Source organism: Flagellimonas halotolerans (assembly GCF_035818535.1).
GTDB classification, from domain to species: domain Bacteria; phylum Bacteroidota; class Bacteroidia; order Flavobacteriales; family Flavobacteriaceae; genus Flagellimonas; species Flagellimonas halotolerans.
This window is the reverse complement of the sequence record NZ_JAYKYV010000028.1, coordinates 1-11381: the sequence shown is the minus strand read 5'-3', so window position 1 is coordinate 11381 and position 11381 is coordinate 1. Positions and strand designations below refer to the sequence as shown.

The window sequence follows — 11381 nt, the reverse complement described above, 5'->3', positions numbered from 1 at the left end:
GGCAGCCAGACCTCGCAAAAAGTGAAATCCCCATGGTGGGTGACCAGCCTGCACACCTGTTCAAGGGAACTGCCCAGATCTTCATTATCCTTGAAGGTGGTGCTGATCTTGGAGAGAAAATCCCTTTCGATCTGGGCATTTATTTTTGAGGAAACATCCCTTTGGATGGCGATATAATGGGAGACCCTACCTTGGACGTCCTTAACGGGCGAAGCTGCGATATTGATCCAGAACGGCGACCCGTTTTTTCGATAATTGGCAATGATGACCTCGCAGGGTTCCCCTTTGGTCAAGGTTTTGTAGAACCGTTCCAATTCATTTCTGTCGGTCTTTGGACCTCTCAGCATATCAGGGGTCCTGCCAATGACCTCTTCTGGGGTGTATCCTGTCATTTGGGTAAAAGCCCTGTTTACATAAACTATTTTTGGGCCTTCTTCTTCCAAAGGTCCCGAATCGGTGATCATAACGGCATCGTTGGTGTGGGTCACCACGCTCTCCAAGAGTTTTAGCTGCTGTTCCTCCTCAATTTGTGCCGTAATATCCTGGGCGGTCCCTTCAAACGAGAGTGGCTTGCCCCTACTGTTCGTGATTAACCTGCCCTTTTCGTGAACCCACTTGATTTTTCCATCGCCGCGAATTATCCTATGGACAAAATCGAGTTCTTGCATACCTTCCATAGCACTCCCTTGCTCTTGATCAAAAAGCAACCTATCATCTGGATGAATACTGTTATAAAAAGAATCGAAAGTGACATTGAATTTATCCTTTTCCTCACCCCAAATATGATAAACTTCGTCCGACCATAGTAATGTTCCCGTAGCTATATCCAGTTTCCAATATCCCAGTTTAGCAATCTGTGAAGCCCTTACCCGCAAGTAATCGGAAAAGGATTGCTCCTCCGAATTCATCGCTTGTGCATCTTCAATGTTTGTGGCAGTCACCATTATACAATCGCTGTCCTGAAAAAACACTTTCTGAAAAGAGAATTTACATTGTATGGGATTTCCCATCTTCCCAAAAACTATTGCCTTTTGAGACGAAGCTGTTTTCTTGGTGCCCAAATCAATGAACAATGCCGATGAACCCAGGTCACCATCGTCGGATAAAAGATCTTGAAATGAGAGCGATAAAAATTCATTTCGGGAATATCCATAGAGGTCCAAAGCCGCCTTGTTCACTTCCAAAATTTTCTTGCTATCCATTTCATGGACCCAAATGGGGTTTGGGTTATCATGGAACAATGGGCTATAGTCTTTCATTTACTTTTGGTGGGTTAAGTTTGTTTTGCCATGGAAAAATAAACAATATTTCTTTGTAAATGTTTATATCTAAAGCCTGAAAATATAGTGAAAACGGTCATTTTTCAACCAATTTATTTTAAATCATCACCTTAGAGCGATACCAATACCAGTATGAAGATCTTTTATATAAAAAAACAATTTTCGTTGATTGTTAAACATCATCGAATGATGACTTGTTTGGCCGGTCAAGGCCCCTTCAAGTTAAAATTTTCCGCCTCTTTTTCTTGCGTTTTATTATAGAAAACGACGGGGACAATAGGTTTATTTTCCTTAATCGTGGAATAATCAACAAATATTTACTCTGTTATATTTAAAGTAATTGGGTATGTTTCCCTTTACTATGATTGGACCGAACACAGTTCCATGAAATCGGCCCAAATTGAAATTCTTTACCATTAGATCGAACAACGGATCAAATTGAATTCCGCTTTTAAATGGCCAGCTGATTTAGCGCGTTCAAAACTCTTTGGGAATTTTTTGGTAAAGAGCCCAAGGATGTAAAAATGCAGCCTTTTTTAAATATTTTTGCTTCCCAAATGATAACCATGAAAAAAATAGGGGTGCTATTGCTGTTTTGTGCATCACAAATTTGTGCAGCCCAGGGCATAAAAGAGAAAAATACGGACGTTTTGCTAAAGGAGGGCATCTCCCAGTACAAGGCCCAAAACCTTGAAATGTCTTTGGCCTATGCCAACAAAGGGCTCGATCTTGCCCCGGATTATCACGATATCCGCATCCTAAGGATAAGGGTATTTCACAGGCTCAAGCGTTTAGGGGAAGCCATGGAAGACCTTCAATACCTTCTTCGCAAAGCCCCAAACTACTATGCCGTCAAAGACCTGGCTATAAGGCAAATGAGGTTGATGGAGCATAAAAAAGCATTGGCCCATTTAGATCCCCTTATGGCCATATACCCGGGAGAGGTGGAACTTAAACTCTTGAAAGCACAGTTGCTTTTTGAAAACGACTCCCTTGGGGAATCCAGAAAACTTGCACTGGAGCTCATTGAAAACGATGGGCTTAAGGGTGGGCAGCGATATCAGTTGAATACTATTCTAAGGGCCACGGTCAGTGATGAATTTGGCATGAACTACCAGTATTTCAGCTTTGGAAAAAACTACAACAGGGAGGATTGGCAAAATTTTATTTTTGAATACCAGCATAATTTCAAGAAGACGACCCTTTTGGGGCGGGTCACCCATTCGGACCGCGGTTTCGATAAGGGCCAACTGTACGAAATGGATATTTATCCGATCATAACGGAAAACCTATACTTTTTTGGCAGCTTGGGGGTTTCCTCTGGATCCTTGTTCCCGGATGTGAAAGCCAGTACTTCGGTGTTTTATGGTTTTATCGATGGATTTGAAGGAGAAACCGGGGCCAAACTACTGAATATCAACGGAAAAAACTATTTTACCGGGATTTTGGGCCTAACACATTATGTTGGGAAGTTTTACCTGAACCTTCGAGCTGCCGTTGGGCCGAGAAGGATGGAGCGAACGATTCAAAACTATCAGTTCAATACACGGTACTACTACAGCGGAAGTGACAATTATGTCTTTGTCAGGTTGAGCAGGGGCATCTCTCCCGATGAGAGCCCGCTTTTTGTCCAAGTGCAGGAAAACCCCGGATTGGATGCCTATTTTGTAGGAAGCGGGATTAACTTTCAGTTGGGACCGCACCATATCCTACGTTTGGATACAGGCCTGCTCTTCGAAGAAATTAACTCCGATACCAACGGCAGGCAATGGCTTTTGAATTTAGGGTATCGCTTTAGGTTCTAAGGGGCCGTAACAAAACCTTTTCGCGTCATCTTGCCCCAACCAGACTGTATGTTGAACACCATTTTTAAATAACCCTTAATGCTCGCATATACCAGGACCGGATGAAAAACGAACGGTTCCAGATAGGCTGCGAGCAGTAATTTAAAAATATGTTTGAAGTTGTTGTATTGGTTAAAATTGTTCACATACATAAATACAGCAGCTGTGGACATGATGCAGCCCAAAAGATAAACGACAGCGAACAGTTCCAGAGCAACTTTCCAATTGACCCAACCCATAAAGGCAGACAGCGCCAAATAAACCAATCCAACAAACTCAATTATGGGCGCCCCGAATTCAAAAACGACCCAATAGGGCAAAAAAACCGTGCCCATGGCCCTAAACCTTGGGTTTCCTATAAGTTTTGTATGGGTTTTCAAGGTCTCCCATAAGCCACGTGCCCATCGGTCACGCTGTTTAACAAAAATATTGTAGTTATCGGGTGCTTCTGTCCAACACAAGGTCAATGGCAGGTAAACTACCTTATAGGGCACTTTGAGTTTTTCCATATGCCTTCTCAAACGGACACACAGCTCTAGGTCCTCGCCTATGGTATTGGGGTCAAATCCTCCGATTTCCATAAGCCGTTGTCTAGGATACATTCCAAAGGCCCCTGAGACCAACATCAGGCCATTGACCTCTCCCCAGGCCATTCTTCCCAACAGAAATGCCCTCATATACTCCACCACTTGTACCTTTCCCAAAAGGTTGGGCGGAAGGTTCAGTTTTCTCAACACCCCATTTTTGATGTGCGAACCATTTGCAATGCCTATTCCCCCACCACAGGCTACCACTTCCCGTTGCTCCACTTCCAAAAATGGGGTGACCATCTTGATTATGGCCGTCTCCTCGATGATACAGTCCGCATCCGTGCACAAAATCAATTCCGATCCGGCAATATTGATCCCGACATTTACTGCATCCGACCGTCCGCCGTTTTCTTTGTCCACTATAGTGAGGTTTTTATAGTGGGCCAGGGAACTTTTATAGATGTTCCTGACCGTTGCTGTCCTAATGGATCCACGGGGCATCTCGTTTTTTACAGGGACCAACTTAAAGCGCTTTATAAGCTTCTCAAGACTATCGTCATCACTGCCGTCGTTTACCACGATCAGTTCATAATACGGATATTTAAGCAACAAAAGCGAAAGTACATTGTCGATAATGGTCAGCCCCTCATTATAGGCCGGGGCGATGAGGCTGACATGCGGGAGGTCGGACGCACTGATCACTCCGCGAGAGCTTAAAAAAGTATTTCTTCGCTTGGATTTTATAATCCCGATATTGGCAAAGATGATTCCCAAAAAATACACGGAAACCAAGGAGGCCCCATAAAAGAGAAAAAAATGGTCAGCTATATTTTTAAGAATGAATACTTCCATAACAATAACCGGTTTTAAAGTGCTATAGAGAAAGAGTAGGAATGGTATGGCCTCCCTTGGCCAAATATTTCAAGACCTGTTTCCGCTGTATCTTTGAAGGTATCCCATCCATGACCCTTACCAATCTCTCCGCAATGGCCCCATCCCTCACTTTAAGGCTGAGCAAACAATAAATCGCGGCCTTTCTGACCTCATAGCTCGGATGTTTGAGGTTTAAAAAAACATAATCAACCTCCGAGAGCAGGTAGAATTTTTTGATTATCCTGATTATCAATTCTATGGCATCCGGGTTCTTGGTCTTGTACGCCAAATGGAGGTATTCCACTTTGGGCTCCCTGCATACATCATGTAATTTTTCCACGATCTTGATCTGCTGCCAAAGACTGATTTTACGACTTAAGTATGGGAGGAACCTTAGACTATCCCACCCCAAAAAACTCACCAGGGCTATTTGCGCCTCCCGTCTCAAATAAATGTTTTTGTGGTCGCGATAAGCTGCAATTTGCTTTATGTACTGGTTTTGGTCCATTTCATAAATTTCCTTGATGCCCAGGGCTTTTTGAAATGGATCCCTTTTACGAAGTTTATCAATGGAGGCCCTATAAGGGGGTATTTGCCCGTACAGCCTTTTCAACTGGATGCGGTTGGAACCGCCCAAGGCCTGTTGGGTCCTGATCATCAACTGGATCAGAAACTGCACGTTCTCCGGCCTTTCCTCTCTAACACCTACTTTCCTCAAAGCCCTTTGCACATCAATGAAACTTGGTTTTTTACCGGTTTGGGGATATAGAAAATCACTGATCTTATCAGCAAAGACAGCCTCGATCAACTTTTTCCTGCGGTTTTTGCTCCTGCGCCATTGCGCCGCACACAATGTCAACAAAATATTGGCCACCAAAAAAAGTAGGAATATTTTGATGAAAAACTCCAGATTTCCAAACGGCATCGGCTTCAGATTTTATCTTCAATTTCTTTTAGGTCGACCGGATAATCAAAATAACCATCTATGGTGGTGAGTCGCGATATGCTTCTCTTTATCTTTTCCTGTCCCAACATTGTAACGACAAATAGTTTATCATATTTTATGCTCCCGTTCAATTTTAACACGTATTCCTGAGGACTGATGCCACGAAAAAGCAAATCGGTAACAACAACGTGAAAATGGCTCTGGACATCTTTGTCCTTAAATTCAGCCAACGATGCAAGGCAATGACAGTCGTACCCCTTGGTATGGAACATACGCTCCAATATTTTCCGCATGACCAGGTCCCCTTGTAACACTAGAACTCTTTTTTGCATATACCCTATAAATGAATGCACAAAATTAGAAAAGTATCCTGTTCGATCATCAACTAATTCAACTGAGGTGCACAATTGGTCAGAAGCGTAAAAAAAAAGCTCCCAATGGACCATTCCCGGTATACCAAAAGGCGGGCAGGTTTGTTAAACCTAGAACATTTGTTCACCAAATTGAAAAACATGGTCCGCGACCTACAGAAACCTTTTGTAAATGGTACTTTTGCCATCCAAACAAAAAACCAAACCAATTTCTTACATGTTGCCCAAAAAGAATACAGAGAAAAATCTATTCATCATATTGTTTCTCAACTCAATCTATCCCTTGAGCCCCAGTTTGAAAAATTATCTGGTTGAGCATCTAAAAAGCTGTTCCTTCGAAAAGAACGAACTTATTAGCAAGGCCGGGGAGGTTTGCAACCGACTTTATTTTATCAAAAAGGGAATGGTAAGAGGTTATTTTATATGTGATTCTTCACAAATAACAACATGGATAGACACTGAAGAAGAAGTTTTCACCTCGATTACCGGCTTTTTTAGAAATCAAAAGAGTGAAGAATACATCGAAAGTTTGGAAAAAACGCATTGCGATTATTTGGAATATGAGGACTACAAATACTGTTTGAACCATTTTCCCGAAATGCGGCACATTAACCGTATACTGCTCGAGGAATATTATATTTTGGCCGAACACAGGGTTTATTTGGCAAGAATTCCGAATGCCCGAAAGCGGTTGGCCTTTTTTATGCAATATATGAAGCCCCAGATCGTGAAGCGAATTCCCCGAAAGCATTTGGCATCCTATCTCGCCATAAGGCCGGAGACACTTTCCAGACTCATGAAGGAAATAAGCTGAGCCTTACTCCCAGCTTCCAATCCATAAAGGATTTCATGAAGGGAACATCTATAAAAGCAGGGGGACTTTCCAATCCCAATTTGCTGCTATTTCCTTTTATTTTTCCATATTATTTGTAGGAAAAGACCTCAAATTGATAAATATCAATTTGGCGAACGATTTTATCGAATAATAACTATAGCCTTGCCGTTTCCTCTGTGACAAATAAGAAAAATTGTACATGTTCGGATTGCCCTTGTAGGAAAAAATGGAAAATCCTTTCTAAAACCAAAATTAATTTTATGCCGAAATATCAAAGTATCGGCTAACCCTTAAACCCTTAACCCTATGATTTTAAAACCAAAAAAATTAATACTCGCACTTATACTGGTGTTTTCCGTTTATGTACAGGATTTAATGGCACAGAGCAGTAGGGCCAATACAACCCAAGAAGTATTGTCCAAAACTATTGAGAATGAAATCCTTTGGAGAAAAGCTGAAATAAGTCTAGATGAGGTATCAAAAATTTACCTACTGGACCATGGTGTGGTCCTAGATGTACCGGAATATTTCACAGTGAAGGGTATTCCAGTTCAAATCATTCAAAAGAACCAATTGCAAAGTGCTGGGAATTACCCCTTGATTAAAGTCCATACATTGAACATAGAGGAGGACAGGGTTTTGGTCCGTATGTATCTCTCACAAATAATTGGGGGTATTGAAAAAAACTCCAATGCCGAATTTCATTTTACCAAACAAAACTCTTCTTGGGTATTAACCAACAAACTATAGCAGTATGAAAGCAAATTTTACAAAAATCGGTATTCTTCTACTTTTTGGATTGCTTTTCAATTCTACCGATCTGTTGGCACAGACGAACAGAATTTTGAACAACGACCGATTAAGAATAGGAAACGGTAGCCAAAACTCCATTAATTCGGCTGGAAATATGGAACAGCCTTTTTATTATAATGGGTCTACCTATAGAAAGTTGACCTTCAGCACCTATCCATTGGATATTCAATGGGCCGTAGGAGGCGATGGTACGAACAATTGGAATACCGATGGATCTTTGGTCCTGAATCCCATATTCAATAACCAAACTTTTGATTATAGCAATTTTACGGTAACCAACCCCACCACAGGGGATGGATACGGACAAATAAAAACATCGGGCAATATCGACATAAATGGCCAGACCTTTTTGGTAGAAAACATTTATGAACTATTGCAACCCGAAGGCTATATAGGCATAAAGGTTAAAATCACCAATATTAGTGGATCCCCTGCATCCAATGTTAGGCTTTGGGTTGGAACCCGAGATGATTATGTGGGAGGTAGTGATCGTCCGACAAAAACCCGCGGAAATTTGATTAACGAAGAATTCGTTGCGCTGGATAATCAGGCAGATCAGGCAAAGGCCATAAAAATATCCACCTCAGAGGAGGCTATCCTATTTTTCAGTAATTCGGATAGGGCTTATTCTACCATCAATAGCTGCTGTAGTTTTAACAATGCCACTAATCAAGACCCGACAACGAATCTTATAACTGAAACTGGGGATGGTTCTTATGCCCTTTATGTTCGTTTCGATGACTTGGGTGTTAATGAAAGTGATGAGCTAATTTGGTATTACGGGGCCGGTACTTTGCCCGAAATCGATGAAATAATCGCACGAGTGGCAAGTGCTGCCATTGGGGCCTTTGATAATATTTCCTATGCATCCGCCGATTATGCGGCAACCACGGCAGAGGCAGGAACGGGGTACTATGTATTGGTACCGGATGAATCCACTGCTCCTACCGAGGCCCAGATAAAAGCCGGTGTGGACTATAACGGGGTATCTGTAATAACTGCTGAAAATGCCGCTATGCCCGCAGATATAGAACACGTTTTTAATCTAACGGGACTTGCTGCATATACGGATTACGATTTTTATTTTGTTTCCGAGTATTTCAATGGAACGGACAATGTTTTCACCGAGATTATAAGCGAAGACCTGCATACTAAGGAAGCGCCTCCAATACTAAATTCCTTCACGCCCGAAACGGCTGCCTATGAGGAAACGGTGACCCTAACAGGTGCCAACCTCTTGACCACAAGCGGCGTTACCATTAACGGAATTAATGCATCATATAATGTGATCGATTCTGAGACCGTTGAAATTACCGTTCCAAATGGTGCAGAGGACTTTTATATTGAATTGACCAATGAAAGTGGTACAAGTTCCATAGAATCCGAAATATCCGATACTACGGGGAACTGTAGTACAGGATGGTACGGAGCATGGCAGACAATCACACCTGTGGAAAATGGTATTTTAAATACGGTTACCTTAAAACTGGACAATACCGATCCTAATAATGACTATGATTTGTTTCTTGAACTACATGAAACGGATAATGATCCAGCTTCTGCCAGTCCTGGTGTAAAATTTAACTCTTTGCTGGGGACTTCAGAGACGATTACCATGTCAGCAAATACTCCGGCAAACGAGGTGCAGTTTACCTTTTCTTCCAATTTGGAGTTGGTGGCCAATGTGAGCTATTATGTTGTTTTAAAGGAAGCTCCGGGCAATCCTTCGGGAACTGGTTTACAACGAGTATATAAGCAGTGTTCCGGTAGTGGAACCACAGATGGGGGAGCAGGTAACCAGTTTGGCAGGTTGTACTACAAATTTACGGTCAGCCCAATTTTAAACGTTAGTAATCCACCGACCGATATTTCTATTTCACAGAATACGATCCAAGAAAATAATGTTGCCGGTCAGGTAGTAGGGTCTTTTAGTACTTCGGATGCAGATGTAAGTGATACTCATGACTATGCCATAGTATCCGGATCCGGTGATACGGACAATGCTTCTTTTACCATTAATGGAGGTAATTTGGAAGCGGTCGAGGTATTTGACTATGAGACTAAAACTTCCTACTCGATAAGGATTTCCACTAAAGACCCAGAAGGAAATAGTTTTGAAAAGATCTTTACGATCAATATACTGGATGATACGGATGAGGACGGTGATGGCATAAACGATGCTACTGACAATTGTGTCAATGTTGCCAACGCAGATCAAACCGACACGGATTCTGACGGCATGGGTAATGTATGCGATGATGACGACGACAACGATGGTACACCGGATGATGAAGATGCCTTCCCGAACGATACCGATGAGGACACCGATACCGATGGTGACGGAACGGGCGACAATGCCGACGAGGACGATGACAACGACGGAACCCCTGACGATGAGGACGCCTTCCCGAAAGACCCCACCGAGGATACCGATACCGATGGAGACGGTACGGGCGACAATGCCGACGAGGACGATGACAACGACGGAACCCCTGATTCCGAGGACGCTTTCCCTAAAGATGATTCCGAGGATACCGATACCGATGGTGACGGAACGGGCGACAATGCCGATGGGGACGATGACAACGACGGTACTCCCGACTCCGAGGACGCCTTCCCGAAAGATGATTCCGAGGATACCGATACCGATGGTGACGGTACGGGCGACAATGCCGACGAGGACGATGACAACGACGGTACTCCCGACTCCGAGGACGCCTTCCCGAAAGATGATTCCGAGGACACCGATACCGATGGTGACGGTACGGGCGACAATGCCGATGGGGACGATGACAACGACGGTACTCCCGACTCCGAGGACGCCTTCCCGAAAGATGGTTCAGAGGACACCGATACCGATGGTGATGGAACCGGAGACAATGCCGATGGGGACGATGACAACGACGGCACCCCCTGATTCGGAAGACACTTTCCCTAAGGATGATTCCGAGGACACCGATACCGATGGTGATGGAACCGGAGACAATGCCGATGGGGACGATGACAACGACGGCACCCCTGATTCGGAAGACACTTTCCCTAAGGATGATTCCGAGGATACCGATACCGATGGTGACGGTACGGGGGACAATGCCGATGGGGACGACGACAACGACGGTACCCCTGATTCCGAGGATGCCTTCCCGAAAGATGATTCCGAGGACACCGATACCGATGGTGATGGAACCGGAGACAATGCCGATGGGGATGATGACAACGACGGCACCCCTGATTCAGAAGACACTTTCCCTAAGGATGATTCCGAGGATGCCGACACGGACGGAGATGGAACCGGGGACAATGCCGATGATGATGCCGACAACGATGGTATTCCGGATTCTGAAGACGCTTTCCCGAATGACCCTAACGAAGATTCCGATATTGACGGGGATGGTGTTGGCGACAATGCCGATACGGACGATGACAATGACGGCGTAACCGATACCGATACAGACGGGGACGGCCTAGGGGACAATGTTGATACCGATGATGACAACGATGGGGTTCCAGATGACGGGGATGACTTCCCCACCGATACCAATGAAGATACCGATACCGATGGCGATGGAACCGGTGACAATGCCGATACAGATAATGATGGTGATGGATATTCCGACGAGGTGGAGGAAGCCGAAGGCACCGATCCTACGGATGCATCCGGATTCCCATTGGACACGGACGACGATGGCATTCCCGACAGTAGGGACGATGACGACGACAATGATGGCGTTGCGGATGTGAATGATGCTTTCCCAACAAGTGAAGAACCTTCATTGGTGCCGGCACAGGCCTTTACACCAAATGGCGACGGCAACAACGATGCCTGGATCATACCGGGGATAGACAACTATCCAAATAATGTGGTGAAAGTCTATAACCGATGGGGACA

General features: G+C 44.0%; 9 protein-coding genes. 5 read left to right on the top strand and 4 right to left on the bottom strand.

The window, feature by feature from the left end:
• Positions 1–1259, bottom strand: a 1259-nt coding sequence (locus tag VM932_RS16570) for a PAS domain S-box protein (RefSeq protein WP_326280395.1), incomplete at its 3' end; no start/stop codon positions are given.
• A gap of 587 nt (positions 1260–1846) precedes the next feature.
• On the opposite strand from VM932_RS16570, the gene VM932_RS16565 reads away from it, so the two are divergent.
• Positions 1847–3085: a YaiO family outer membrane beta-barrel protein gene (locus tag VM932_RS16565; protein WP_326280393.1), complete on the top strand. Its 1239-nt coding sequence runs from the start codon at positions 1847–1849 to the stop codon at positions 3083–3085.
• Here the strand turns inward: VM932_RS16565 and VM932_RS16560 are convergent.
• From VM932_RS16560 to VM932_RS16550, 3 genes are read right to left on the bottom strand one after another with little or no spacing between them, the layout of a single operon-like run.
• Positions 3082–4506 carry a glycosyltransferase family 2 protein gene (locus VM932_RS16560; protein ID WP_326280391.1) on the bottom strand — a complete coding sequence of 475 codons (1425 nt, stop codon included), beginning with the start codon at positions 4504–4506 and terminating at the stop codon, positions 3082–3084. The genes VM932_RS16565 and VM932_RS16560 overlap by 4 nt on opposite strands.
• 22 nt (positions 4507–4528) lie before the next feature.
• On the bottom strand, positions 4529–5452 hold the full coding sequence (locus VM932_RS16555) for a hypothetical protein (RefSeq protein ID WP_326280389.1): 924 nt from the start codon (positions 5450–5452) through the stop codon (positions 4529–4531).
• A gap of 5 nt (positions 5453–5457) precedes the next feature.
• Positions 5458–5805 carry a DNA-binding transcriptional response regulator gene (locus VM932_RS16550; RefSeq protein ID WP_326280387.1) on the bottom strand — a complete coding sequence of 116 codons (348 nt, stop codon included), beginning with the start codon at positions 5803–5805 and terminating at the stop codon, positions 5458–5460.
• A 256-nt stretch (positions 5806–6061) separates the two neighbouring features.
• Here VM932_RS16550 and VM932_RS16545 point away from each other — a divergent pair, with 256 nt between their 5' ends.
• The 4 genes from VM932_RS16545 to VM932_RS16530 form a co-directional block, all read left to right on the top strand.
• A complete protein-coding gene (locus VM932_RS16545) occupies positions 6062–6658 on the top strand; it encodes a Crp/Fnr family transcriptional regulator (protein WP_326280385.1) in 597 nt (198 codons plus the stop codon).
• A 327-nt stretch (positions 6659–6985) separates the two neighbouring features.
• Positions 6986–7429 carry a hypothetical protein gene (locus VM932_RS16540; RefSeq protein WP_326280383.1) on the top strand — a complete coding sequence of 148 codons (444 nt, stop codon included), beginning with the start codon at positions 6986–6988 and terminating at the stop codon, positions 7427–7429.
• A gap of 4 nt (positions 7430–7433) precedes the next feature.
• Positions 7434–10409, top strand: a complete 2976-nt coding sequence (locus tag VM932_RS16535; protein ID WP_326280381.1) for a cadherin repeat domain-containing protein — start codon at positions 7434–7436, stop codon at positions 10407–10409.
• Positions 10357–11381, top strand: a 1025-nt coding sequence (locus VM932_RS16530) for a thrombospondin type 3 repeat-containing protein (RefSeq protein WP_326280379.1), incomplete at its 3' end; no start/stop codon positions are given. The genes VM932_RS16535 and VM932_RS16530, both read left to right, overlap by 53 nt.

What these genes read in the sequence shown, in the direction of transcription:
- VM932_RS16565 (WP_326280393.1), top strand. Translation starts at nt 1,847, where the DNA reads ATGAAAAAAATAGGGGTGCTATTGCTGTTTTGTGCATCACAAATTTGT.
- VM932_RS16560 (WP_326280391.1), bottom strand. Translation starts at nt 4,506, where the DNA reads ATGGAAGTATTCATTCTTAAAAATATAGCTGACCATTTTTTTCTCTTT.
- VM932_RS16555 (WP_326280389.1), bottom strand. Translation starts at nt 5,452, where the DNA reads ATGCCGTTTGGAAATCTGGAGTTTTTCATCAAAATATTCCTACTTTTT.
- VM932_RS16550 (WP_326280387.1), bottom strand. Translation starts at nt 5,805, where the DNA reads ATGCAAAAAAGAGTTCTAGTGTTACAAGGGGACCTGGTCATGCGGAAA.
- VM932_RS16545 (WP_326280385.1), top strand. Translation starts at nt 6,062, where the DNA reads ATGTTGCCCAAAAAGAATACAGAGAAAAATCTATTCATCATATTGTTT.
- VM932_RS16540 (WP_326280383.1), top strand. Translation starts at nt 6,986, where the DNA reads ATGATTTTAAAACCAAAAAAATTAATACTCGCACTTATACTGGTGTTT.
- VM932_RS16535 (WP_326280381.1), top strand. Translation starts at nt 7,434, where the DNA reads ATGAAAGCAAATTTTACAAAAATCGGTATTCTTCTACTTTTTGGATTG.